Here is a 25734-nt window from a genome sequence, read left to right on the forward strand (position 1 = left end):
GGCTGGTGGTGCAGCAGGTGGGTTCGATGTGGGATGTCGAAGGTGCGGTCGACAGCACCTGGGTGCCGTTTTTCCGCTACCCGAAGCTGATCCTCAGCCAACCTTTCCTGAGCGCCGACGATGCGGCGGCGTTTGCCCACGAGCAGATTGGCCACCAGCGTGATGCGCAGTATTGCGGGGTGATCCTGCAAACCGCCAGGCAACGTTTTGTCGCCACGCTGCCTTGGCTGTGTCCTTATGGGCAGCGGTTCAACCTGGGCGCGCTGTTTCCGACGGATCACGCGGGTAGCTTGATTGTGCCGCAGGGCTTCACGCTGCACGGGCAGTACGCGTCGTGCACAGCGCTCGCGCTGCTGGACCGCACGCGCATGGAGCGTTTCGGCTGGTCGCGCAACGAGGCTTATGTCGACTGGCAACTGTTTGGCGATGATGACCTGCGCTACCTCATCGGCAACCGGCACCAGGTCGCGGTGGCGTACTTGTCCAGCGCCGAAGACGCGCTGCTCGGGTACGACCTCAGTGGTTCCGCCGCTGAACTGGCGTTGTTCAAGCAACTTGAGCCGGACGCCAACGGCAGCGTAATGATACGGCGGCGCAGTGCTGGCGATGTCCGGCCCGAGAACAGCGTCAATCTACTAGCGGCCCTGGGTTTGCGCATTGTGCGAGGCAGCCGCCTGTGGGGCGCGCCGGGTGCGCTGGCCCTGCATTGGCAGGCGTTTGCGCTGCCGCGGGCGTACGAAGCGCCGCAGCAGGTGGCGTTCGGCGCGGTATTTTCCAGCCCCGAGGAGGCGATGGCCGATGCGCACGGCCGTGTGCCTCGTGGTCACGGCTCGACGCAAACCTGCTTCGCCTTTGTGCTCAAGCATGCGCAGAAGGCTGAATACGTGGTGTCCCAACGTGTGCCAAGTGACCGGGATATTCCGTTGTTCAGCCAGTCGAGCCTGTTCGCCACTGGGGATGACGGTGCTTATACATACCCCGAGGGCTTCGCGCTGCATGCGCTGTTTTATGCCCGGCAGTGGGCGCCCCAAGGGCTGTCGAACCCGCAGCAGTGGCTGGCGGCGCATTTCATTTCGTCCGCCGACCTGTACACCGCGTTCCTCGCCGCCAAACGTTGGCGCCCGGCGGGCAGCGAGACCAGCTTGCCGGTGTTCATCTCTACCCTGGATAACGCGTTGCTACGCTTTCAGGCGCCCGTGTCGACGACGCTGTTCGACCCACAAAAACACGCATCCGGCCAATTCGAGGACGTGCATACACGCTTGGCCAGCGGCTTGCTGACGGCTCAGGCCTTCGTCAAAGAGGTGGTGGTGCAGTGCAATATGAGCGTGGTGGTCGCCAATGAGTGCTGGGATGAGGCCGGCACGCTCACGGTAGATTGGCTGCCCTACGCCGACTTTAACCGCAGGGTGTTGAGCCCGGCGTTTTTCAGCCAGGCCGATGCGGTGCGGTATGCCCAGATGCGCTTGGGGCCTGGGCGGGAACGTGTCTTCGGCGGTTTGATCCTCAAGCGCCTGGACGGCTTGTTCGTGGCCTCTGAACCGATGCCGGTACCCACGGAAGACTTCGATCCCAAATGGATTCTGCCCGACGAGGACGTGCCGCTGGACCGCCTGGCGCCTGGCATGACCCTGGTCGCGCGCTATCGCTCGCGGGTGGATATGCTGCCGGCGTTTCTGTTGGATGAGGACGAACTGGCGGTCTATCGCGGCATGTTTTCTACCGCGGTATTGGCCAAGGCGTTCGCCTGCAATCATTTGTGGAACCATGAATACTTGCTTGGGCTCAACGGCTCATTGATCGGTTTCAACTGCGATTACCCCAACAGCGACCTATTGACGACCCAACAGAAAAGCCAGATGGCGTTGGATCGCCAGGCGTTGCAACAGGCCTTGGCCCCGGCCAGCGTCACCCCCCACGACCCACAGAGCAACCTGATCGAGCAGCAATTGCGCGAAGGTAGTAAAACGCCCACCGAGTTCGTCAATCAGGTACTCAAGACGGCCACGATGCAGGTGGTGCAAGGCAGTGAGTTATGGGGGCCAGTGCAGCAACTGCCGCGAGGCTGGCAACCGGCCCATGGTTTTGTCGCACCGCACAGAGGCAATTTCGCCACCACCGATCGTGCCCTCAGCCCGGTGTTCCGCCATATCGATGACGTAGGCCGTTACGTGCATGAGCTGGCGGGAGACCGTAGCGAACTGACCTTCGGCTTTATCATCAAGGCCGGTAACGGGCACTGGATGGCCAGCCTGCCGGTGTGGAGCGACGGTCAGCAGTTCCCCACCAGCCGAGTATGGCCACGCGGGCAATTGCCGCCGGGGTGCAGCCTGCAGGGGCTCTATGTGCACGCGCCGGCCCTGCAACCGCCTGAGCTGGGCGCTTCGCCGGTCTATGCGGCGTTCGTCAACCCAAGCCTGTTGCGCGGTGCGTTGAATGCCGTGCGCGAATACAAAGCCAACGGTGACACTTTCCTACCGATGTTCCTGTCGTGTGCTGACGGTGGGTTGCTCAAGTATCAGGCTGCGGTGCATGACAGTGACTGGGATTCGCACAACCGGTTGCAGGCCTATGTGAAAAAACTCAACGGTCCGTACAACCCCATCGAATACGTGCGCCAGGTTGCCCGCGCAGGCGTGCTCGAGGTGCTGGTCACCGGAGATATCTGGGCGAGCCAGGGGCCGGTCACGCAGCGCTGGAAAGACCGTGAGGCCATCGCCTACAAACCGGGTGCTCACGAGCGAGTCGCCCTGGGCCCGCTGTTTTCCCATGCCGACGACGCCGCGCGCTACCTTTGGCGGCGCCTGCGCCATGATGGAAAAAACGCCTGGCTGGGGGCAATTCTGGGCAATGGGACTGCCCCCTCCAGCACTTTTTTGGTCACCGATCCCGTGCTGGACAATGGGCCGATCGTGGAGGTGGGGTTACGTGCCGCCACACCGGCCTACCAGCGCTTGTTCGGCCATGTGATGAACCTGCGCGAGCCCAAGCCATCACCCAAATATCCGGCGGGCTATCACGTGATCGGCGTGCAGCAGATCTACAAGCTTGAACCTGAGCGCGAAGCCCTGAACGATCGGCATGAGCAGGCGCTGGCGATCAATTTTGTCGCGCAAAAGGAAATCAGGGCGTTTGTAGAAATGCTGCGTACCGATAACGTGGTGGGGGCCCGCTACTACGTCACTCCACGTAACGGCGCGTTGTTGGTGTACCTGCCCAGTTATCAGCAGAGTGAAAGCAAGCTGCTGCGTGAAGACTGGCCGTATCACCTCAGCGACAAGCCCAGCCAAGTCATCACGACCCTGGCCAGTTCCGGCAAGTTGTACGTCCTTGAACCGGACAGGTTCTGGCAGCCGCGCGGGCAAGTGTGGCCGCGGTTCTTGATGGCGCTGCGACGGCAGTAAGGCGCTTGCGCAGGATGTTATTTATGTAGCACCCCACTTGGCGACGACGCTTTCAAGATGAGGACATGTTCAGGCCTGCACTGTGATGTGCGGGCCTGATTTATCGAATCTTGATGATGAGGTGTATTCATGGAAGAACCCTACAAACGTGCAACACGTGATGCCCGGTATCAACCACGATCAAGTAAAGGATTACGTTATGCCGGCGCACACTGAAACTGTATCGGCGAACACCCTGAGTCCATCGTTCCCGATGGCGGACGATGCTGCTCGTTATGCCATGGCGCAATTGCCAACCCCCCTGGTGACGTCCATGGGCGGTTACATTCTCAGGGCTGCCGAAGGCGTCTTTTGTGCGACCCAACCCGTTGCAAGCACGTTGCAGAACTTGCTGTTTGCGGATGCCATCACCATGGAGTCCGCCCATGACCGCCAGTTGCCGAAGGGCTATCGCTACGTCGGATACTATTTTCACAACGTGGACCGTAGCGCTGAAATACAACGTTTGCGGCCCAGTTGGACGGCGCAGCACATTGCACTGATCCAGAGTGTTCCAAGTGCCATTGAGGTCGTGGCGTCCCATTCGCACGGCATGCTGTTTTTCACCGGCAGTCCAGAGGGTTCGCTGGTTAGATTCTTCTCTCAAATGTTCGCTGAGGCGGTCATGACAGCCCCACCGAAGGAGCAAGGACTGTCGCTGCCTGTTGGACGCACACCCGTGGAGGACTATGTCCGCGAGCTGATGGGATACGGTGACGTATCGGTAGTGGTGACCTCGGACGTCTGGGCGGGATGGCGGGGGGCGCTTACTGCGCAATGGCAAGCGTTTACGGCGAGCCCGCAGACGCTCGTGTACCAGCCGTATTTCAGCCAGGTTTACCCGACTGCCGAGGGGGCCATGGCGGCGACTCATCGCTTGATGTTGCGCAGGCCAAAGCTTCAGCAAATGGGGTTTTTACTCAAGAACCTGAGCTCGGGGTCCTTTACTGCGACTGAGCCGATAGAGGCTCGGCCGGCGGACTTTGACCCCCTGCGAATCTTGCTCACCGACACCGACGGTGGGTTCTACTTGCCGAACAATTTTTACTTCGAGGCGTTCTATGTGTTTGCCGGTGCTGTCTCTGTTCCGTCGACAGTACAATATCCAAGGCTCTATGCGCGGTTTGTTCAGCCCAAGACATTGGCCCATGCGCTCTACAGGAAGTACCTGGGCAAAATTGCCGTGAGTGCGCTGTACATCAGCCTCCTTGACGGCGCGCAATTGCGCTACACCTTTTCCGGATCAACGGCTGAAGCCAAGCTCTACAACGCGGACCAGGTGCCCGAACGCAGTGTTGATAACGGCCTGCAAGCCGAGTTGGACAGCGGGCGCCTGACGGGCGAGGCGTACGTACGGCGTGTGGCTGCTGCGGGCGATTTGAGCGTACTGAAGACCAGCGCGCTGTGGCGTACCACCGGCCAGATCAACGCGCATTGGCAGCGGCCCGCACAGCGTGCCTTTCCGGGTTTGAGCCCGGTGTTTGTGTTGGCAGACGATGCCGCGCGGCATGCCCATGGGCTGATCGGTAGCCGCAGGGAGCGTGAGTACATCGGCCTGATTCTCCAGAACGCACAGCAGCGCTTCATCGCAACGCTACCGCAAGCGAACCCCGCCAGCCGCTTCGACTTGAGCCGGGTTTTCGCCGTCGACAGTGCCGGTGTGCCTACCGAGTTGCCCGAGGGGTTGAGCCTGTATGGCCTATACAGTTCGCGCGCGCGCAGCGAGACGGTGGGGCGGACATGGGAAGGCGTCGAGGCGCAAGTTGCGGCGCAGATGTTCATGGATACCGATATCCATCGAATACTCGCACTGGGCACCGCCATTGCGATGGCCTATTTGTCCGGGTCGCCAGATAGCCTGCTGGCCTTCCAAGCGTTCACGGCGGGGCCTGGTACGTCGTTGTTCGAGCTGACTGCGCCGGGCAGTGGCGGCAGCCAGCTGCATCAGCAATTGCAGGCTCGGACCCAGGTCCCGAGTGGCGTCGTGCTGGAGCTCGGCCTGGCGGGTGAGCTGCGGGTCGTGGCGGGCAGCCCGTTGTGGGGGCCTCCTGGCAAGGTCGAAAGCGACTGGTCGCCCCCTCACGTGCTTGACCGTCGTGGGGTGCCCGCGCAACCCGAGCTGGGGCCGGTCTTTTCCAGCGCCCGCGAGGCCGTTGCCGAGGCCTGCGAGCGAGGGCGCCGGGCGTACGCAATCGACGCTTGCGGCCTGGGGTTTGTGCTCAAGCACAAGACCCGCGATGCATTCGTCGCCACGCAGACGGTGCCGGGCGAGGTGCTGGATCGCCTGTACCACGCCAGTGAATTCGGTGCGCCAGCGTTGATCGAGTCATTTGCGGTGCACTGCGTCTACTACCGGGCCAGCCGGTTGCCCAGAAGCCTGACCGGATATGCCGCCTGGGTCGCCCGGCACTTTATCGGTGCCAATGATTTTTATCACGCGCTGTTCGACCCGCAGGGCGTGCGTCGCTTGAACCCGTTGCAAGACCTGACGCTCTACCTGTCGCCGCTCGACGGGAGTTTGCTGGAGTACCGCACCGGCGATGAGCCCTCGTGGTTGTTTCAGGACGACAAGGGCGCAGTCGATCCGCGTGCGCTCCCGGCCAAGCTCGGGTTGACGCTGACCGAGCAGGCGTACGTGCGCCATGCGGCACGGGATGGGCAACTGACGGTATTGACGACCAGCGAGTGCTGGGACGAGCCGGGGCGAGTGGGCGCCGAGTGGGTCCCTTTTGCACAAATCAACCGACGTCAACTGGCCCCGGTGTTTCTGAGTGCCGATGATGCCGCGCGTTATGCACAGACGCGCATGGGTTACGCGCGTGATCAGGTTTACGGCGGGCTGATCCTGCGGCGCACCGACGGTTTGTTTACCGCCACGGAACCGGTCGCGGTGTACGTGGAGGATTTTGCGCCAGGGTGGATTCGCCTGGATTCATTGGTTGACCAGTCACAGTTCCTGGGCGGTAGTACCGCGGTAGCCCGCTATCACTCGCGGGTGCCAGGGCAACTGCCATTTGCACTGAGTGACAGTGAGCGGGAGTTGTACCAGAACATGTGGGCGACGGATTTCCTGGGCGCGATGCTCAACCTGTCCCCTCTCGACCCGCACACGTTTACTGGCCTGGAATACTTGATGTGTGCCAATGGCGCCTTGTTGAGTGTGGCGACCCAAGGCGGTGCGCTTGAGCACTCTCTCGCCGGGTTGTTGAGCGTGCGTGCCGGCGCCGAGCCGCTGGACAACGCGATCGAACGTTCCTTGCGCGACGGCACGCTGCAGCCCCGCGAATATATTGATCGGGTCGCCCGCGCGCTGGTGTTGCGCGTCGTCACGGGCAGCGGTTCGTGGGGCCGCGCGGGGCGTGTCGAAAGCTGGCTGACGAAGTGGCCCGGGGTGACAGTGGATGTTCCGTTCAGTCCGATTTTTGTGCAGATGGACGATGCGTTGCAGTGGGTCCGTGAGCAAAATGACATTCGTCAGGTATTGAGCTATGGCGTGGTACTCAAGGCCCGTCACGTTGAACAATACGTGGCCAGCCTGACAACGCTGGTGGACGGGGGACCGTTGAAATTGGATCGGTTGTTGTTCAATGGTGCGCCGCCAGAGGGCTTTGAGTTAAAGGGGTTGTACCTGTGCCCGCCGGAGCAGCCGGAAATTTTGCCCGATAGCGCGGTGTATCGAAATTTTGTGTCGCCCACCGACCTGGCGCGAACCTGGGGTATCAGGGGTTCGAAAAAGCAAGGGTATTTGCCGGTGTTCCTGGGGTGTGCCGACGGTGCGTGGTTGCAGCTGGAGCCCAGCAATGGCGTGCCCGTCGGGATGGATATGAACGCGGCGGCTACCGACCTGGCGCGCCTGAGCCGGAGCATGTTGTTGCCTCTGGCGTATGTACGTCAGGTGGCTGTGGGCGTGCCGCTGACGGTGCTGGTAACGAGTGCGATATGGAGCATTAAAGGCCGGGTGACTCGTGATTGGATGCCGCGTCGTGCTGCACCGGCAATAGATCCTGGACTGACATTCGGGCCGCTCTTTTCCCACCCGGATGACGCGGCCCGCGACGCTCGTCGCCGGCTTGGGGCCGGTACGTCGGGCGAGTTCATCGGGCTGGTGCTGGAGGACTCGGCGGGTACTGCGTTCCTGGCAGCCCAGCCGCAGATCGACCTGGGTATTGAGTCGTACGCTTCCCAGCGGCTGTTTTTGTACGAAAGCACCTTGCTGGCGCCATCCCCACCGGTACCGGCCTACCCCGCAGGCTTCAAGCTTTACGCGGCCCACTTGTTCTTCAAGGCCAGGGCTGCCGTCGAGGGTGACAGTGTCGAGGATCGGCGGGTGAGTGAGCATTTTGCGTCGCGACAAGCATTGGGTTTTTACCGCAACCTGTTACGGGTCGGTGAGGCCCGGGGTGGGTCTTGCTATCTATCGACACGCCAGGGCGCCTTGCTCAATTACCAGCCCGGCTGGACGGAGCGCGAAGAACAGCTGTTTGCCGACGGACTCCTCGACCCAACGCCGTACCCTCCCTCGCAGTGGCTTGCTCGTCTAGCCAGCGATGGCGTCTTGATGATACTGGAGCCTGACGACTACTGGCCGCGTCGGGGCGTGTTGAAAGTGGAATGGACAAAGCAAAACGGTGAAGAAGTGCCACGCCAGTCCATTCAACCCGGGCATCCCGCCAGGGACGAACTCTGACGACGCAGGCTATTTATCTACCGATCTGAAACCGCGCCCGGCCCCGACAATCAAGGGGCCGGGCGTTGTGCCTCGGCATTCTTTCAAGGAGTGGTCATGGCTATCAGATTGTCACGCGAAGAGCGGGCTGCCAGTTCGAACCGTGGGGCTGCAAAGTTGCCCACGCTGAGCCCGGCGTTTATCAAGGAGATTGATGCTGCCTACTGGGCGCATATGCACATCGGCGAACGCCGTGATGTGGAGTACGGCGGGGTGATTCTGCGCGATTCAGCCGGCCTGTATTTCGCAAGTTACCCGTTCCAGGGTGGGACCCTGCAGTTTGATCTGCGCGATATATTGGCGTTGGGAGACGATGGCCTCTTTCTACAGCCGTCGGGCTATACCTGTGTGGCCAGTTACCACTCCCATCCTGCTCAACATGCGCATATCAGCAGTCGAAACCCCAGTTTCGATGAGCGCATGACCAAGGCATTTCTTGGGTTTTTCTCCGGTACGGACTTTTACTCGGATGTGTATGAGCGCAATTTTTTTCCCTCTGCTTATTTGTCAGGGCCGGACGGTTCGCTGATTCGTCACACCCCCAGCGGTTCGCCGGCGGAATTCAGTTTTGCGTTGTGGGTGCAGGCCGGCAAGCCAGCCAACAATCCTGTCGGGGTTTATGGTCCTTTTGACGAGTTCATCAAGAAGGTTTCCAGCTTCGGTTCGCTGAGTTTTATCGTGTCCACCGAGTGGTGGGGCGGCTCTGTCGGGCAGGTACCCGCCGATTGGGTGGTGTTCGAACCCTTTACCTCCTCCGAGGTAACCGAGCAACCGTTGTGTTCAAGCGTCTTTGATCAGGCGAAGCTGGCGGTGATGACGGCGCTACCTTCGCCGGCGCCAGAGGCTCAGGTGGGTTATGTGCTCAAGCACCTCACCGAAGAACGCTACGTGGCCACCGTGGCAGCCCCCAGGCATGCGCCGTTGTTTGCGTTGGATGGCGTGTTTCCAAAAGGCCCTGACGGTACGCCGCAATTGCCTATCGACTATCGCCTGGAGGCCATTTACTTCAGCGACTGGTACGCCAAAGAGGAGGTGTCGGCCCGGGAAGACTGGCTCGCCAGCGTGTTTTTCTCCCCGGCACAGGTGGTCGCGGCGATTCAACAGGGGCAAAGCACTGAGGCGTTACACGCTCCCAGCCGTGGGTTGGACCTGTACATGCGAGCCTTGGACCACACCCTACTTCAACTCAAGGTGCCTTCGGCGGCGTTGTCCACCGAGCTGTTCAAGCGCGCGAGTGACGGTACGATCAATGACAACGGCGCCCAGGCGGCGCTGACCGCAGGCACCTTGAGCCCACGCAACTATGTGCGCAGGGTGATCGACGCCACGCCGCTGTGGGTGGTGCAGTCCGGAGGGCTGTGGCATGAAGTGGGCAGTGTGGACAATCGCTCGGCGTTGTTGAGCCCACTTTACTCGGCCACACTGAGTCACTCGTTTTTCTCCGCCCGTGATGCGGCGGTGTATGCCCATGAGCAAGTCGGTCAACAGCGCAGTTTTTACTATGGCGGGTATGTACTAAGGGACGCAGATGGTCGCTTTGTGATCACCCAACCGCTGGAAAGTGTCGTGCATCCTTTTGCGTCCACGCTGTTTTTTCCGGTGAACGAACCAGGCCCGCTGATTCCGCCAGAGCCTTATGAGCTGTATGCCCGTTACGGCTCCCACACAGCGCTGTCTATGGTCGACCCCGATTGGGTTAAACAGCGGGGCTGGTCACGGGACGAAGCCTTGATCAACTTGCAGGTGTTTTCCACCGAAGAGATGTACTCGATCATTCAGGATCGACGGGTGGTGTACTTGTCCGGGGCTGAGGACTGCCTGTTGGAGTACACGCCGAATCAGTCACCTGAAGAAGCGTTGCTGCTGGCCAATATCGCGCCTGGTGCCGGGGAGAACAGCCTGGGGCGGCGCCTCGATCGCGGTGAGATCCGGCCGGGCGATTGGGTACGGCGCCTGGCCGTGGCTGGGGAGTTCAAGATCGTTCAGGGCAATGCATTGTGGGGGCCACGTTCGGTGGTCTACAGCGATTGGTCGCCCAATTTTACCTATGCCCCCCGATCCGGTCCGCCTGATTACATAACCTATGGCGGTATCTTTACCAGCGCCGATGAGGCGGCTCGAGACGTGCAATCGCGAGTGCAGGGGCGTCGGTTGCCGGAAGAGGCGTGCTTTGCCTTTGTGCTCAAGCATGAAAGCCGGCCACAGTTCATCGCCACCGAAGTGGTTGGCGCGCGCACCGTAGAAGATCTGTTCAAACTGAACCGTCTGTTTCCCCGTGTACACCGGCGGGACCTCTACCGACTGCCCGAGGGGTTTAGGCTGCATTCCTTATTCCGCTCGCAGCAATGGTCGCCTCACTGGCTGTCGGGCGCCTCTGGCTGGTTAACACAGCATTTCGTCATGCCCGACGTATTGTTGGCGGCGCTCACTCGCGCCCTGGAGGATGAAAATGCACACATGGCGATTTACTTTTCCACGCTTGACGGCGCGCTGTTACGGTATAGACCCTCGCCTATAAACCTGGAAAAGGGTGGCGAGGCCGACCGGTTACTGGGGGAGGCAAGAACCCAACTGTCTTCTGGTGCGAAGACACCGCAGGCGTTTATTCAGGACTGGGCGGCCAGGGGCGACCTGCAAGTGGTGCGTGTCAGCCTTTACTGGGACAAGGTCGGGCTGGTCGGTACTGAGTGGAACGGCTATGAACACATTGCGCCGCGCCGTTTGACCCCGTGTTTCGCGTTTGCAGATGATGCCGTGCGCCACGCCCAGACATTGGTCGGTAATGGGCACAAACGCACGTATGGCGGGGTCGTCCTGCAGTTGGTCAATGGGCTGTTTGTAGCGACAGAGCCCCTGCTGATTCCTCCTCAGGGCGCGACACTGAGTTGGGTCTACCCCGATGCTACGATTGCTACCGGGCTTTACCCAGGCGGCAGTACCCTCGTTGCCAACTACCGGTCGTTGCCGGAGCGAGAGGTGCCCATACTGCTGTCGCCGACGCAAAAAGCCGTTTACCAAAGCATGATTCCCACTGAGGTACTGGCTCATCTACTGCGCCAGACCACTAAGATCAAACGTCAATACGTGTTCGGCCCCACCGGTTCGATACTCAGCTATCAATTGTCAGACACTATTGATGAGGCGCAGCTCAAAAAAAGCCTGAATCTCAATGGCCGCTACACCGGCGACTTCGTTGACAATTTCGCCGAACAGAAAATGCGTACCCAAGCCCTGCTGCCTCAGGACTTCGTCGAGAGTGTGGTCCGCGCCGGCGAGTTGCGCGTGGTGCAGGGCGATACCTTGTGGGGTAGCCCCAGGCTGTTAAGACCCAGGTTTTCACTGAATCAATATCAGGCCAAGCCATGGGAGGTTATCTCCACACCTGCCGATTCGCCATGCGGTCCGATATTTACACGCCCTCTGGATGCCGTCCGGCACGTCCAGCGCCATTGGCGACCACAGGCTCGTGTTGCTGTCGGCTATGTGCTTAAGGCATTCGGACGGGAGTATTACGTGGCCACCCAGCCCTTTCTCAGAGATAGCCATGAGAATTTAAGGGCGATCTTCCATGATGGAAAAGTACCTCAGGGTTATTCGATTATTGGCGTGTATTTGTGTGCGTCGACCGAAACGATCGCTACGGCTGACGATGCAATGGCCCAGCATTTTTTCGCACCAGCGAGGATCGCCCAAGCGCTGCTGTTCATGACCACGCCTCGCAACGGGAACACGTTGCCGTTGTACCTGCTGTGCGCTGACGGCGCGCTGCTTGGGTATACCGTGCCCAAGACGGCGTCCGTGTCGCAACGCCTGAGCAAGGTGAGTCAGGACGCCACGCAACTGCGAGATGGCACGCTGACGGTGCGTGACTATGTCGTCAAGTTGGCTGAGCTCGGTGAGTTGCAAGTCAGGCTCACCAGTGAAATATGGGGGCGCAAGGAGCGTGTCACTGCGCAGTGGCAGCCCAAGCGGGTGGCCCACACGTTTACCAGCGATCCCTATTTCCATTCGTTCTGCGGGCCACTGTTTTTCTTTGCCGACGACGCCGCGCGTTATGGCCAGCAGTTGATCGCACCGTTTCAGGCCAAGACGTATCTGGGGGCCCTGCTGGTGCCCCCGCGCCTATCGGGGTTTGTTGCGATTGACCCGGTGGAAGACCGGCCCGGGCTTGGCAACAGTTCGCTGGAGTGGTTCTTCTGGCCTGGGCATGCCGGGTTCGACGTACCGGCGGGTCACGACTTGCATGACTACAAAATTGCTGCGGTGCATGCGTTCTTCAAATCAATCCCGTACACCAGCAGTCTCAAACCACTGGACATCAGTCTGCTGCCCAATTTTGTCTCCAGTCAGGACCTGAACAGTTACCTGTCTGTGCACATCAGCAATCTTCCCGACGCCCAATGCATCTATCTCTCTTGCCGGGGGGGTGGCCTGCTCAAGTACGTACCCGCAGTGTCGAGCGCGGAGTCGACACTGCTTAGCGCTCGGCCTGCGCCTTCGCCCAGTGCATTGGTCAGTCATTTGTGCCGTTTGGGCAGCTTGTCGGTATTGATCACTGACACGTTCTGGAAAAGGCGAGGGGTGCTGGGGGTCGAATGGGCAACGGTCAGTGGGGAGGCCGGCGAGCCCTGGTATGGGCGTGCAAAAGACGAACTCTAATCTCAGCGCCTGCGCATCAATCCGATAAAAAACAACCCGCCAATCGCCGCTGTGGCCACGCCGATGGGCAGGTCTTCGGGGGCGATCAGCGTGCGCGCAGCCACATCGACCCAGACCAGAAACAGGCTGCCGAGGAGCGCGCACACCGGCAGTAACCGTCGATGCTCGGCGCCCACCAGGCGCCGGGCAATGTGCGGGATCATCAGGCCGACAAAACCGATGGAGCCACTGATGGAGACCAGCACGCCGGTCATCAGCGAGGCCACCAGAAATACCTTCAGCCGCACGTTGCGCGCATTCAGGCCCAGGGTCACGGCGGTCTGTTCGCCGGCCATCAGCGAGTTCAGCGGGCGGGCCATGCCCACCAGCACCAGCAGGCCCAACACGACCGCGGCGGCCGGAATCGCCAGCAGTTCCCAACGTGCCAGGCCCAGGCCGCCAAGCATCCAGAACATCACCGCCGAGGCTGCGCGATGATCGCCCATGAACAGCAACAGGTTGGCCGCCGCCATCATCACAAATGACACCGCCACCCCGCACAACAACAGGCGATCGCTTTCCAGCCGCCCATTGCGGCTGGCCACCGCCAGCACCACCAGCATGCTCGCCAATGCCCCGATGAACGCGGCGATAGGCAAGGTCAGCAGGCCGATGACTTCTCCCACATGCAGCACCACGATCACCGCGCCCAAGGTGGCGCCGGAAGTGACGCCCAACAGGTGCGGGTCGGCCAGCGGGTTGCGCGTGACGGCCTGCAACACCGCGCCAATCAATGCCAACCCAGCCCCCACCAACGCGCCCAGTAGCATGCGGGGCACGCGGATCAACCAGACGATATGTTCCTGCCCGGCAGGCCAGTTCACCTCGCCGATGCCGAAGGCTTTGTACACCACGATCCGCCACACCACGTCCACCGGCACCCGCGCCGGGCCGAAGCCCAGCGAGATCACGCAAGAGACCAGCAGCACCGCAGCCAGGACGATGAGCAGCAAGGCGTAGCGGCTGCTGATCATTCGCCGTGGAACCCCTTGGCCAGTGTCTCGACGGCCAGCACGTTATCGATGCCCGGCGTGGCCTGCACGTAAGGGATCACGATAAACCGTTGGTTCTTGATCGCGTCCACCGCTTGCAGCGCCGGATTGTTCATCAGGAACGCCTGCTTCTGCTCGGCGGTGATCTCGCTGTAGTCAACGATCACGATCACCTGCGGGTTGCGCTCCACCACCGTTTCCCAGTTGACGCGGGTCCAGCTGGCGTCCACGTCATCCAGAATGTTGTGCCCACCGGCCGCGTCGATCAGCGCCTGGGGCATGCCGAGGCGGCCAGAGGTCATGGCGCGGTCTTCGCCGCTGTCGTAGAGGAACACGCGGGGTTTGTCGGCGGGCAGGTCTTTGCGCACCTCGTCTATCTGCGCCTGCATTTGCGCGATCAAGGTATTGGCGCGGTCCTGCACGTCGAAAATCTTGCCCAGGTTGCGCAGATCATTGTAGGTGTCTTCGAGGGTCGCGGCGGGGCGCTTCATCACGAAGGCACAGGATTCGGTCAGCTCATACACGTTGATGCCCAAGGGTTGCAGCGTGCTGGGCGTGAGGTCGCCGCCCACGCGCATGCCGTAATCCCAGCCGGCGAAGAAGAAATCCACATTGGCGTTGAGCAGGGTTTCCACCGACGGGTATTTACTCGCCAGCTCGGGTAGACCTTCGAGGATCTCGGCCATTTCCGGGGTGACTGACTTCCAGCCGGTCACGCCGCTGTAGCCGGCCATGCGCGGCTTGAGGCCCAGGGCGAGCATCATCTGGGTCATATTGATATCGTGGCTGATCGCGTGTTTTGGCGCTTCCTGGAAGGTCACGTCGCGGTTGCAGCTTTTGATGGTGACCGGGTAATGGGTCGCTTCGGCGAACGCGTGGGCAGAACCGAAGAGCAACGCGAAAGACAGCAGGGAGCGCAGGATCATGGTTGGGTTATCCAGGTGATTCGGGGGTAGCCGGACAAAGGGTGGGTGTCGATCAGTGCTTCGACGCCAAACACCTCGCGCAGCAACTCGGCGGTCAGCACTTCATGGGGCGTGCCGCTGGCGACGATGCGCCCGTGGTGGATCACGTACAGACGATCACAGAACGCGGCGGCCAGGTTCAGGTCGTGGATGCTCGCCAGGGTGCCGATGTTGAGGCGCTTGACCAGCCGCAGCAGCTCCAACTGATAGCGTGGGTCGAGGTGGTTGGTGGGCTCGTCGAGGATCAGCAGTTGCGGTTGCTGGGCCAGGGCGCGGGCCAGGATCACACGCTGTTTTTCGCCGCCGGAGAGGGTGGCGAAGGCGTGGTCTTCGAAGCCTTGCATGCCGACGGACGCCAACGCATTTTGCACCAGTTGCCGGTCATGCAAGGTATCTCCATCGAACACGCCCTTGTGCGGTGTGCGCCCCATGGCGACCACTTCATCGACCCGCAGCCCAAAGGCGTCGGGAAACTCCTGTAGCACCACCGCGATGCGCTGCGCACACCATTTTGAACTCTGCTTCCACAGGTTCTGATGGTCCAGCCGCACATCACCCTGTTCCGGTTTGCTGAACCGGTAGGCGCAGCGCAACAGGCTGGTCTTGCCGCTGCCATTGGGCCCGATCAGCCCGACGAACTCCCCCGCACCGACCTGCAGGCTCGCATCACGCAGCTGGAACCGGTGATGGCAGTGGCCGTGGTCCGACGGCGTCCAGGCCAGGTCGGTGAGGGTGAGTGAAGTCATCAGAAGCTGTAGTCCGCGGTCACGAAGAATGAGCGTGGCTCGCCGAGGATCCACTGTTGCCCGTCGTTGTACTGGCTGACGGCATAGGTGCGGTCGAACAGGTTATTCAGTTGCAGGCCCAGGGTGGTGTTGCGCATGGCCTTCCACGACACAGTGGCGTCGACCACGGTGTAGCTCGGCAGCTCGTTCTGGTTGGCCATGTCGGCATAACGCGCATCGACATAACGCACACCGGCACCGGCGCGGATGTCGTCGGTCACGGCTTTGCTCAGCCACAGGTTGGCGGTACGGCGTGGCACGTCCACCGGGCGGTTGCCGTCGCGCGAGACTTGCACGCCGTTGACGTCCTGGCTGAAGTCGTCGTACTGCGCATGCACGATGGCGGCGTTGGCTTGCAGGGCCCAGGCGTGGGGCAGTTGCAGGTCGAGGCTGGCTTCCAGGCCTCGGGAAGATTGCTGGCCGACTTGTTGCTGATGCTCCGGGTCACCCGGAATGTCGGTGAGCAGTTTCTTTTTGACGATGTGATAAGCCGCCAAGGTCCATTCGCCGCGCTGGTCCCAGAAGGCTTGCTTGATGCCGATCTCGGTCTGCTTGGCCGTGGATAGGTCAAATTGCTGCTGGCTCGGGCTCAGGGAGATCAGGCCGCCGACGCCGTCGGTGCTGGTGGCGTATTGGCCGTAGATCGAGGTATCGGGCGTGATCGCGTAGACCAGGCCGGCTTTCCAATTATTGCCGGTGAGGGTCTTGTCGGTCTGGCTGCCATCGCGCAGGCCCTCGCGTTCGACGTGGGCGTAGTCGCGGCGGATGCCGGTGATCAGCGACAGTTGGTCGGTGAGTTGCAGGCGGTTTTCGGCGAAGCCGGCGACGGTTTTGGTGGTGGTGGAGAACAGTGGCGCGAACGCGTTTCGGCTACTGAACGGCGCAGGTGCCGGGTGATTGATATCGATCGGCTGGCCGCTGGGCAGTACATCGTTGAACGGCGAGTTACTGGCCAGGCGGAAGCGAATCCGGTTGTACTCCACGCCGGTCACGGTCTGGCTGTCGAGGCCGAACAGCGTGTGCTTGAAGGTGAAAGTCTGGCGGTCGCCCACCTGCTCCTGATTGTGCTTGATACCAAAGTTGCCACTGCGTGTGAGCTGGCCGTTGGTGAAGTTGTAGTTCTCGGCGTTCTGCCAGCGGCGCTGGTTTTTCAGGTAGAACAGCTCGTTGGTGGCGCTGACACTGTCGTTGATCTGCCACTCGCTGGTCAGGCGTGTCCATTGGTCGTTGTAGTGCTGAGTGTCGTTGCTGACGTTGTAATTCTTGTCGCGCAGGCCCTTGTGCAATTGGCCGTTGATCAACGGCGTGCCGAAGTAGTTCTGCGGACGCTGGTCGCCGTAGTCGCTGGCCAGGGTGAAGCTCAGGTTATCCGCTGCCTGCCAGCGCAGGGCGCCGCTGACGAAGTCGCTGCTGGAGTCGCCACGGTCGATAAAGCCGTTGCTGCGCAGCCGATTGAGGTTCAGGCGATAGCTCAGGGTGTCGGTCAGCGAACCGCCGCTGTCCAGGGCTTGCTGCTGGCGATCATAAGAGCCGTAGCCCAGGCGGATATGGTTTTCGATCTCGCCTGCAAACGGCTTTTTCGGCACGGTGTTGATCACTGCACCGGTGGCGCCTTCGCCATACAGCACCGAGGCCGGGCCGCGTAAAACGTCCACCCGCTCTACCGACCAGGTGTCCACCGGGAAGGTCGAGGTGCCCATGCCCATGTACATGCGGTTGCCGTCGTACAGCTGCATCACCGAACCCTGGCCGGTAAAACCACGGGCCGACAACGAGGTGCCGCCATCGCCCGGCGTGCCGGTACGGCTGATGCCGGTGGCGCGGGAGATTGCGTCTTGCACACTGGCATCGCCGCGTTCGCGGATCTGCGCGCCGGTCTGGCTTTCGACGCTGCCAGGGGTTTGCAGCGACGTGAGGTTCAAGCGCGAGCCGGCGGTGGTCGGGGTCTTGAGGTCGACGCGTTCGTCATCCACAGCGGGCGCGGTGATGGGGCTGGCGGGCAGGGTCAGGGCTTGGGCGTTGTGATGCAGGGCGAGCAGGCACAGCCCGGACGCAAGGTACTTGTTCATCGGTCGATCAGTCTTCTTGGAGGGGTACTCGCCGCAGGGTGCGGCGAGCAACGATAACGCAGAAAGTGTTATAAGTTAACACTTATTCGCAGCGCGGCCAAAGTCCGCGCAAGGCTACAGAAAGGCTCTGTGCCGGGCATCTCGCCTGCTTCATGCAGAACCTGAGGCGGATTCACGTTGCGCAAAAAAACGTGAAAGCACCAGGCGGTCCAATGCCCACACCAGGATCAACGAGGCGCCCACCAGCGGAAAAATGATCGCCAGGGCGAGCATGATCACCATCGCGGTTTTCCACTTCGGCAGGTCATGACGCAGCGGTGGAACGCCCAGCCCGCCTTGAGGCCGCCGCTTCCACCAGATCACCACACCGCTGACCGCGCTGAGCAAAATCATCAGGCAAATCAGCAGCACGATCAGCTGATTGACCCAGCCGAACATCTTGCCTTCGTGCAGCATCACGCCGGTCTCGGTGGTCCGCGCGACCAGGTTGTAATGTTCCCAACGCACATCGGCCAGCACCTTGCCGGTGTATTGGTCCACGTGCAGGGTGGCGTCATTGCGTGGGTCGTTGGCGAACACCGCGACGGTGAATACACCTTCGGCGGTGGTGGGGAAGGTGATGCTGTAGCCGGGCTCGACGTGACGTGCATTGGCCAGGTCGACCACCTGCTGCAAGCGCAAGGTGGGCGCCGCCGGACCCGAGTGCATGGCGCCGTGGTTCATGTGTTCGGCGTGGTCGCCGGACATCGGCATCGGCGTGTTTTCCATGGCCCAGGGCACGGTCTGTTGGCTGGCCGTGTTGAGCACGCGCGCCTGCTGATCCGATTGCGGCACGTTGTTCCACATTGCCGCCGGAAAGGTGTTCCACAGGTCGGCGTATTGCTTGCCCCAGAAGCCGGTCCAGGTCATGCCGCTGAGCAGCATCACCAGCAACAAGGACGCGCCCCAGAAACCGGTGACTGCGTGCATATCGCGCCACAACACCCGGCCACGACTGTTGAAACGCGGCCACAGCACACCTGCCGAAGACTTGCCGCGCGGCCACCACAGGTACAGGCCCGACACCACCAGCATCACGCCCCAACCGGCGGCGAGTTCCACCAGGCGGTCGCCGACGGTGCCGATCATCAGCTCGCCGTGCAGGGCGCGGGCGATGGCTTGCAGGTTGTATTTCGAGTCCTGCTCGCCGAGGACCGTGCCGCGATAGGGATCGACGAACACGGTCACTTCGCGGCCTCCGTTGTGCATCACGAATTGTGCGCTGCTGGTACTGTCGGCAGGGGGCAGGTATTTGCTGATCGCAGCGTTGGGGAAGGCGGTTTTGGCGCGTTGCAGTTGCTCATCGGCGCTCAGGGCGTGCTCGGCGGTCTGGACCTTGAGCAGGTCGCCGTACATCAGCGGGTCGAGTTGGGGTTTGAACAGGTAGATGATGCCGGTCAGTGCCAGCAACACCATGAAAGGGGCGACGAAGAGGCCGGCGTAGAAGTGCCAGCGCCAGGCCAGGTTGTAGAAGGAAATCTTTTGAGTGTTCATCAGGGGCTCCGCAAGGCATTAATTTTTTATGTCCGTGATGCTTTTAGAAGTTCATATCGACTTTGGTCCAGAGCGTGCGCCCTGGCTCCTTGATGGCTTGCGGGTCACTGGCCGGGTAGCCGAACCCGGCGTTGCCGGCCAGGTTCAGGTGCTCGGCGTAGGCCTTGCCGAACAGATTGTCGACGCCAGTGCTGACCTTGAAGTGTTTGTTGATGCGATACGCCGCGTTCAGCGAGAACACACCAAAACCGCCGCTCTTGTCGAAGTCCTTGCCGACCACGTTGCCCTTGTTCTGGTCGATGCGGTTTTGTGCGGCGACCACACGCCACAGCGCGCCGGCGCTCCAGTCATCTTCGCTGTAGGTGAGGCCCAGGCGTGCATCCAGTGGCGGCATTTGTGGCAGCGCCTTGCCGTCGCTGCTGTTCTTGCCCCAGGCGTAAGCGAGGGTGGCGTCGGTTTTCCAGTGGCGCGTCAGTTTGTACGCCGCGCCCAATTCGCCGCCCATGATGCGCGCGTCGACGTTACGCGCCTGGGAGGTGGTGCCCATCATGCCGGGCCGGTAGTCGAACAGGATGAAGTCCTGCACCCGACCGATGTAACCCGAAGCCCAGGCTTCAAGGTCTTCAGCTTTGTATTGCGCGCCGAAATCGAGTTGGGTGGTCTTCTCTGGCTTCACGCCGTCGAAAGCATTCACTGAACCGCTCGCGCCGGTGTTGGGCGAAAACAGCTCCCAGTAATCGGGGAAACGTTCCGAGTGGCCCAGGCCTGCATAGAGGGTGGTGGGGCTGTCGGCCAGGTCGTGTTCATAGCGCACGAAGCCGGAAGGCAAGGTGTCGGCGCGAGTGTTGTCGGCGGTCGGGTTGGGCCGCGTCATCATGCCGGAGCCGGTGCTTTGCCGGAAGTCCTTGGCCGAGGCGCGGTCCAGGCGCGCACCGGTGATCAGCCGTTCGCGGTCGGCGGCGTACCAGGTGAGTTCGCCGAATACGCCGTAGTTATGGAAATTGGCATCCTTGACCCGTGGCAGGTCCTTGTAGGTGTCGACACCCATGCTGCTGCGCTGGCGATGTTCGTTGGTCTGCGCATCCAGGCCGCTGATCAGCTGCACATCGGCCCAGCGCCAGGTGGCCTTGATCCGCGCGCCGAGGGTGCGGCGATCGACGTTGGACGCCATAGGCCCGGCCATCATCCCGGTGCCCGAGGGCGTGCGCAGGCTGTAGTTGTCCATCACGTGGTCGGCGTAGTTGTAGTAGACCTGGGCTTCGACCTTGTCGAGGACGTCGCCAATGTTGGATTTTTCGAAACGCAGCCCCAGGCTTTCCCGCAGGAATTGCGAGCCATCCATGCCGCGTCCGGCGTAGCGTGCTTCGCCATCGCCACGGCCGGCGGTGAGTTCCAGCAGGGTGTCGGCGTCGGGGGTGAAACCGACGGCCACGTCGCCGTTCCACTTGTCGTAGCGCGAGGCGACGGTGTCGTTGTTGCCGTCCTTGTAGTCATCGGCATGGGCCTGGTTGCCGATCACCCGTACATAGCCCAGTGGCCCCCCGGCAGCGGCATCGATGACTTTGTCAAAGCGCCCGTTGGAACCGGCCAGCACGCTGGCGTTGAGTCGCGTGCCCAGCTCGCCGAATTGCTCCGGTTCACGCTCGAACAGCACGGTGCCCGCCGAGGCGCCAGGGCCCCAGAGTACGGTTTGCGGGCCTTTGATCACGGTGAGCTTGTCGTAGGTCTCTGGCGAAATGTACGAAGTGGGCGCATCCATGCGGCCGGGACAGGCACCGAGCATCATGCTGCCGTTGGTAAGGATGTTCAGGCGCGAGCCAAACATGCCACGCAGCACCGGGTCGCCATTGGTGCCGCCGTTACGCACCAGGGCGAAGCCGGGGATGGTCTTGAGGTAGTCGCCGCCATCGCTGGCGGGCACCGGCTGGCGCGGGTCTTTCGGGTTGGTGATCACAGTCAGCGGTGAGCTGGGGGCGATCGCCGTAATGACGGTGGGGCTCAATTCATTTTCGTCGGCGTGAGCCATCGGAGCCAGCAGTGCGCCGCACAGAACGGCGAACACGGGAGTACGTCCCAAACGGGTGTCAGCAGAAAACCTGGACATGACAAATTCCATCAATCAATCGTAAACAACACGGCCAGCAGCCTGCGGCTGTCTGTCTAAAGTCGGCCGGGGTGAAGTAACGCTGTGAAGTGCTTACGAAGCGATGGGCGGCGCGCGGCTGCGGGCGCCGGGGAAGATGCTCTGCCGGGCATGGCCCAGGCGCGTGGCGGGGGTGAGGGCGTTGGCGGGTGGCGGACTGCTCAGGGTGAAGGTTGAAACGCCGCCGGGCAGGGCGGGGCAGCTGTAGAGCAGGTCGCAATAGCCGCACTTGGACCAGAGGGCGTGGTGTTCGTTGGGGGCTTTTGGGTGATGGGAGTCGCCGTGGTCCATCGGCATGTCCATCGACATACCGGCGTGATGATCCATCGGCATCGCTTGGGAAATCAGCGGACCGATAAAGATCATCAGCATGGCGAACAGGCTGATCCAACCGCCGCGCCTTACGCGGGCGTGCGGGGAGAGCCTGGCGCGAGGGGCGCCCATCGAATGTCAGCCTATTGCGGGTGCTTGTGCGCGTGGCCGGCCATCGGCGGTACTTTCTGCACCGACACGTCCACCTCGATCTTGCCGGCTTTTTCGAAGGTCAGGGTCAGCGGGAATTGCTTGCCGTCGGCCAACAGGCTGCGGTCTTTGAGGCCCAACAGCATCACGTGGTACGCCATGGGCGCGAAGGTCAGGTCACCCTTGGCCGGCACGGCAACGCTGGGCACTTGTTGCATCTTCATCAGGTCGCCCTGCATGACGTGTTCGTGCAGCTCGGCCTTGTCCGCCACTGGCGTTTCGACGCTGAGCAGGCGGTCCGGGGATTCGCCGGTGTTATGAATCACAAAATACGCGGCGACGGTGGGCGCATTCGGCGGCAACTCCTGGGACCAGGGTTCGCTGACCACCAGGTCGCCGGCCTTGTAGTCCTCGGCATTGGCAGCACTGAACACCGGCAGCAGCAACGCAGCCAGAAGCAGGGAAGATTTGAGCATGGCAGTTCTCCAGAACGGTTCTAAACGCAGTTCACTTGCGAAGAAAATCAGACCGTTGGAGAGGCGCGGGGGTTGAGGCTTGGCCATTGCTGGCGCGGGGTCGGGCTTTGCAGCCGGGGCGGCGGCAAGCTCTGTGAAGTGTTGAATTGCGTGAGGTACAACTGCGGCACATGCCCCGGCAACGCCACCAACGGCGCCGAGCCCGAGCAACACCAGCAATGTTGCATGGTGGAGTGATCGTCCTGCTGCGGCGCCGGGATTTCCAGCTGGCCCAGGGCGATGGTCTTGAGCGTCGCACCATTGGACGAGCAGAAACTGCCCCACAACAATTGCTGCACCGGGTCCTGGGATTGCTGCATCGCACTGGCCAGCGGCATGGCAAAGGCGTTGAACAGCACTGCAAGGCAGGCGATCCAGGCGATTGCAAAGCGTTGACGGGCCATGGCGGACAATCCGTAGGGTTAAACGATCAGGCGGGTATTTAGCCTGATCGTGGGGGATAAGTAAAAAGGGCTGGTGTGGTTTGGTGTCGCAGTGCTATCAGATCGCTGTGGCGTGAAGCTTCAGGCCCAACGCTTTCATGACTTTCATGATAGTCGTGAATTCGGGATTGCCAGTGGCGGAGAGGGCTTTGTATAGGCTTTCGCGGCCGAGACCGGCGTCGCGGGCGATTTGGGTCATGCCTTGGGCGCGGGCGATATCGTTGAGAGCGGTGCGAATCAAAAGACCATCGCCTGCATCGTCTTCAAAGCAGGTCTCCAGGTAGGCGGCCATTTCCAAAGGGGTTTTCAAATATTTTGCCGCGTCGAAGCGAGTATAGGATTCGCTCATGAGTCATTCCTCATTGCCAAGGTTTAATGCAATTAGCTTTGCACGCTTGATGTCCCGGCTTTGTGTTGATTTGTCACCACCGACTAGCAGCAGATAAACCGCCTTGTTTCGACGAGTGAAGTAAACGCGATACCCAGGACCGTAGTGGATTCGCATCTCGGACACCCCATCACCTACAGGCTCACAGTCACCGAAGTTTCCGGCTTCTGCCATTCGTATTCTCTTCACAATACGCACTTTTGCGAATGGATCCCGAACGGCCTCCAGCCATTGGACAAACTCAATGGTTTCATTGAAATCAATCATCTCGGATCGTATTCCTTGGGATACATCATGGCAAGTGCGACGCACTGTGAAAACAGTGCATCTCCATCGCGGATGCTGGTGCGAATTCGCGAGGAAGAGAGGTTAGGGCGGGGGCTTTTGGCTGAGCCAGCCAGCTGGTTCGGAAGTGTTTGTAGGCGGATTCGGCTTTTATGAGAAGGCCAAATGGTTGGTCATTTTTCGGGTTATTTGAAACGAGAGGAATTGCTCGGCGTTGCGCAATTGATTGAGCTGGCGCAATTGCTCGCGAAGGCGGAGTGTCATCCAATAGATTTGGTGACTGACACACAGCCTTCGCGAGCAAGCCCGCTCCCACAGGGATTTGTGGTGGTTAGAGAGTGTTGATTGCCTGTAGTAGAGAAGGCATGGTGGTAAATTCTCGATCTACCTGAGCCAGAACGGGCCGCTTCAACACCAACACCGGCACCCCAAGCTCCCTTGCCACCTCCAGCTTCGGCTCCGTTGCCGTGCTACCGCTGTTCTTGCTGATCAGCACATCAATCCCACGCAGCTCGAACAACGCCCGCTCATCCTCGATCAAAAACGGCCCGCGCGCGCCGATCACTTCGCAGCGTTCATTGCCCGGATAAACATCCAGTGCACGCAGCGTCCAGAACTGCTCCGGCGGGATCTCATCAAGGTGTTGCAACGGCTCGCGCCCCAGCGTGAACAGCGGACGCTTGAAGGGTTTGAGCGCTTCAATCAACGCGGCCCAATCACTGACCTCGCGCCAATCATCTCCCGCCTGCGGCTGCCACGCCGGGCGGCGCAAGGCCCAACATGGCACGCCGCTCAACTGCGCGGCCTCGGCAGCATTGCGGCTGATCTGCGCTGCATACGGATGGGTCGCGTCGAGAATCAGGCTAATCCCTTCATCCCGAACAAACTGCGCCAAGCCCTCAGCGCCACCATAACCACCGACCCGCACTTGGCAGGTCAGGTCGGTGGGCACGCGGCCAACGCCAGCGAGGCTGTAGATATGTTCCGGGCCCAATGTGCGAGCGATAGCCAGCGCCTCAGTCACGCCGCCCAGCAGAAGGATGCGCTTCATAGTAGCTTGACCACTTCCAGCAAGGTGATCGGCAACGCCTGGCGCCACGTGTCAAATTCCCCCAGCGGCTGCGCCTGGGCCACGTGGATACGCGTCAGTTCGCCGCCATGCCGGGCGCGCCACTCCATCAAGGTCATTTCACTTTGCAGGGTCACGGCGTTGGCGACCAAGCGCCCGCCCGGCCGCAGGTGTTGCCAGCAGGTGTCGAGTACGCCGTCGCGGGTGACGCCGCCGCCGATGAAGATGGCGTCCGGGGCTTCCAGTCCGTTCAACGCCTCGGGCGCCTTGCCGCGAACCAATTGCAGCCCGGGCACGCCAAGGGCGTCGCGATTGTGTTCGATCAGGCCTTGGCGACCTTCATCCGTTTCAATCGCCAGGGCGCGGCAGCTCGGGTGAGTACGCATCCATTCGATCCCGATGGAGCCGCTGCCCGCGCCCACGTCCCACAGCAGTTCGCCGGGCATCGGCGCGAGGCGGGCCAGGGTCATGGCGCGTACATCGCGTTTGGTCAGTTGGCCGTCGTGTTTGAAGGCTGAATCCGGCAGGCCCGCCAGGCGCGACAGACGGGGTGTTTCGCCGGAGGCTACGCAATCAATGGCAACCAGATTCAAATCGGCGACTGACGCGTGTTGCCAATCCGTAGCCAGACCGTCGATGCGCCGCTCATGCGCGCCGCCCAAATGTTCAAACACGCTCAAGCGGCTCGGCCCAAACCCGCACGAAGCCAACAAAGCGGCAATCAACGCCGGACTGCGCCCGTCATTACTCAACACCAACATCCGCACGCCACTGGCCAGATGCGCATTCAGCGCCGACAGCGGCCGGGCGACCACGGATAAGGTCACCACGTCCTGCAACGGCCAGCCCAAGCGCGCCGCTGCCAACGACACCGACGAAGGCGCCGGCAAAATCAGCAACTCTTCAGCCGCCACCTGTCGCGCCAGGCTCGCGCCTACGCCATAGAACATCGGGTCCCCACTGGCCAACACACAGACCGGCTCGCCACGCCGAGCCAGCACCGGCTCCAGGGAAAACGGGCTCGGCCACAACGCCCGCTCGCCGCGAATACACACCGGCAACAGGTCCAACTGGCGCTGAGCACCTATAATCCGCGTGGCGCGCAACAGGGCATGCCGGGCATTCCTGCCCAGCCCCTTGAAGCCGTCTTCACCGATGCCTACAACCGTCAGCCAGGGCGACATAAAGATTCCTTGAACGACATCCGACGGGCAGGCT

At 61.4% G+C, this 25734-nt stretch carries 15 protein-coding genes and 1 pseudogene; 3 read left to right on the forward strand and 13 right to left on the reverse strand.

The features are described from left to right. The 3 genes and pseudogenes from HX823_RS25910 to HX823_RS25920 all read left to right on the forward strand — a co-directional run. Positions 1-3404: pseudogene (locus HX823_RS25910) on the forward strand (DUF4329 domain-containing protein); the annotation flags it as partial. A gap of 199 nt (positions 3405-3603) precedes the next feature. Continuing rightward, positions 3604-8130: a hypothetical protein gene (locus tag HX823_RS25915; protein ID WP_177077368.1), complete on the forward strand. Its 4527-nt coding sequence runs from the start codon at positions 3604-3606 to the stop codon at positions 8128-8130. 96 nt (positions 8131-8226) lie between these two features. Beyond that, positions 8227-12828 (forward strand): DUF4329 domain-containing protein, encoded by a 4602-nt coding sequence (locus HX823_RS25920; RefSeq protein WP_177077370.1) that lies wholly within the window; start codon positions 8227-8229, stop codon positions 12826-12828. A gap of 2 nt (positions 12829-12830) precedes the next feature. Here the strand turns inward: HX823_RS25920 and HX823_RS25925 are convergent, their stop codons facing one another. The 13 genes from HX823_RS25925 to cbiE all read right to left on the reverse strand — a co-directional run bounded on the left by HX823_RS25925 (position 12831) and on the right by cbiE (position 25700). Then, a complete protein-coding gene (locus HX823_RS25925) occupies positions 12831-13841 on the reverse strand; it encodes an iron ABC transporter permease (protein WP_177077372.1) in 1011 nt (336 codons plus the stop codon). Then, positions 13838-14785 (reverse strand): ABC transporter substrate-binding protein, encoded by a 948-nt coding sequence (locus HX823_RS25930; RefSeq protein ID WP_177077374.1) that lies wholly within the window; start codon positions 14783-14785, stop codon positions 13838-13840. The genes HX823_RS25925 and HX823_RS25930 overlap by 4 nt, the downstream gene beginning before the upstream one ends. Then, on the reverse strand, positions 14782-15570 hold the full coding sequence (locus HX823_RS25935; protein WP_177077376.1) for an ABC transporter ATP-binding protein: 789 nt from the start codon (positions 15568-15570) through the stop codon (positions 14782-14784). The genes HX823_RS25930 and HX823_RS25935 overlap by 4 nt, the downstream gene beginning before the upstream one ends. Then, on the reverse strand, positions 15570-17678 hold the full coding sequence (locus HX823_RS25940) for a TonB-dependent siderophore receptor (protein ID WP_177077378.1): 2109 nt from the start codon (positions 17676-17678) through the stop codon (positions 15570-15572). Before HX823_RS25940 ends, HX823_RS25935 begins: the two co-directional genes overlap by 1 nt. 150 nt (positions 17679-17828) lie before the next feature. After that, entirely contained in the window at positions 17829-19211 is a 1383-nt protein-coding gene (locus HX823_RS25945) for a PepSY domain-containing protein (RefSeq protein ID WP_177077380.1), read from the reverse strand. Positions 19212-19254: 43 nt separating this feature from the next. Then, complete coding sequence (locus HX823_RS25950) at positions 19255-21315, reverse strand: TonB-dependent copper receptor (protein ID WP_177077382.1); 2061 nt, start codon at positions 21313-21315, stop codon at positions 19255-19257. A gap of 93 nt (positions 21316-21408) precedes the next feature. Next, on the reverse strand, positions 21409-21798 hold the full coding sequence (locus HX823_RS25955; RefSeq protein WP_177077384.1) for a DUF2946 domain-containing protein: 390 nt from the start codon (positions 21796-21798) through the stop codon (positions 21409-21411). A gap of 11 nt (positions 21799-21809) precedes the next feature. Continuing rightward, positions 21810-22292, reverse strand: a complete 483-nt coding sequence (locus tag HX823_RS25960; protein ID WP_177077386.1) for a copper chaperone PCu(A)C — start codon at positions 22290-22292, stop codon at positions 21810-21812. Positions 22293-22339: 47 nt separating this feature from the next. After that, the gene (locus HX823_RS25965; protein WP_177077388.1) at positions 22340-22735 is read right to left on the reverse strand and encodes a DUF2946 domain-containing protein; all 396 of its coding nucleotides are present in this window, start codon (positions 22733-22735) and stop codon (positions 22340-22342) included. Between the two features lie 97 nt (positions 22736-22832). Next, the gene (locus tag HX823_RS25970) at positions 22833-23123 is read right to left on the reverse strand and encodes an addiction module antidote protein (RefSeq protein ID WP_038842899.1); all 291 of its coding nucleotides are present in this window, start codon (positions 23121-23123) and stop codon (positions 22833-22835) included. A gap of 3 nt (positions 23124-23126) precedes the next feature. Further along, the gene (locus tag HX823_RS25975; protein WP_177077390.1) at positions 23127-23429 is read right to left on the reverse strand and encodes a type II toxin-antitoxin system RelE/ParE family toxin; all 303 of its coding nucleotides are present in this window, start codon (positions 23427-23429) and stop codon (positions 23127-23129) included. Between the two features lie 349 nt (positions 23430-23778). Then, positions 23779-24498: a cobalt-precorrin-6A reductase gene (locus HX823_RS25980; RefSeq protein ID WP_038842893.1), complete on the reverse strand. Its 720-nt coding sequence runs from the start codon at positions 24496-24498 to the stop codon at positions 23779-23781. Further along, positions 24495-25700 carry a precorrin-6y C5,15-methyltransferase (decarboxylating) subunit CbiE gene (gene cbiE, locus HX823_RS25985; RefSeq protein WP_177077392.1) on the reverse strand — a complete coding sequence of 402 codons (1206 nt, stop codon included), beginning with the start codon at positions 25698-25700 and terminating at the stop codon, positions 24495-24497. Before cbiE ends, HX823_RS25980 begins: the two co-directional genes overlap by 4 nt. Positions 25701-25734: the final 34 nt, after the last annotated feature.

Source organism: Pseudomonas sp. P7759 (genome assembly GCF_013386445.1).
In the GTDB taxonomy this organism is placed as follows: Bacteria; Pseudomonadota; Gammaproteobacteria; order Pseudomonadales; family Pseudomonadaceae; genus Aquipseudomonas; species Aquipseudomonas azotoformans_A.

Bases quoted from the DNA above. Each gene is read 5' to 3' on its own strand.
- HX823_RS25915 (WP_177077368.1), top strand. From the start codon at position 3,604: ATGCCGGCGCACACTGAAACTGTATCGGCGAACACCCTGAGTCCATCG.
- HX823_RS25920 (WP_177077370.1), top strand. From the start codon at position 8,227: ATGGCTATCAGATTGTCACGCGAAGAGCGGGCTGCCAGTTCGAACCGT.
- HX823_RS25925 (WP_177077372.1), bottom strand. From the start codon at position 13,841: ATGATCAGCAGCCGCTACGCCTTGCTGCTCATCGTCCTGGCTGCGGTG.
- HX823_RS25930 (WP_177077374.1), bottom strand. From the start codon at position 14,785: ATGATCCTGCGCTCCCTGCTGTCTTTCGCGTTGCTCTTCGGTTCTGCC.
- HX823_RS25935 (WP_177077376.1), bottom strand. From the start codon at position 15,570: ATGACTTCACTCACCCTCACCGACCTGGCCTGGACGCCGTCGGACCAC.
- HX823_RS25940 (WP_177077378.1), bottom strand. From the start codon at position 17,678: ATGAACAAGTACCTTGCGTCCGGGCTGTGCCTGCTCGCCCTGCATCAC.
- HX823_RS25945 (WP_177077380.1), bottom strand. From the start codon at position 19,211: ATGAACACTCAAAAGATTTCCTTCTACAACCTGGCCTGGCGCTGGCAC.
- HX823_RS25950 (WP_177077382.1), bottom strand. From the start codon at position 21,315: ATGTCCAGGTTTTCTGCTGACACCCGTTTGGGACGTACTCCCGTGTTC.
- HX823_RS25955 (WP_177077384.1), bottom strand. From the start codon at position 21,798: ATGGGCGCCCCTCGCGCCAGGCTCTCCCCGCACGCCCGCGTAAGGCGC.
- HX823_RS25960 (WP_177077386.1), bottom strand. From the start codon at position 22,292: ATGCTCAAATCTTCCCTGCTTCTGGCTGCGTTGCTGCTGCCGGTGTTC.
- HX823_RS25965 (WP_177077388.1), bottom strand. From the start codon at position 22,735: ATGGCCCGTCAACGCTTTGCAATCGCCTGGATCGCCTGCCTTGCAGTG.
- HX823_RS25970 (WP_038842899.1), bottom strand. From the start codon at position 23,123: ATGAGCGAATCCTATACTCGCTTCGACGCGGCAAAATATTTGAAAACC.
- HX823_RS25975 (WP_177077390.1), bottom strand. From the start codon at position 23,429: ATGATTGATTTCAATGAAACCATTGAGTTTGTCCAATGGCTGGAGGCC.
- HX823_RS25980 (WP_038842893.1), bottom strand. From the start codon at position 24,498: ATGAAGCGCATCCTTCTGCTGGGCGGCGTGACTGAGGCGCTGGCTATC.
- cbiE (WP_177077392.1), bottom strand. From the start codon at position 25,700: ATGTCGCCCTGGCTGACGGTTGTAGGCATCGGTGAAGACGGCTTCAAG.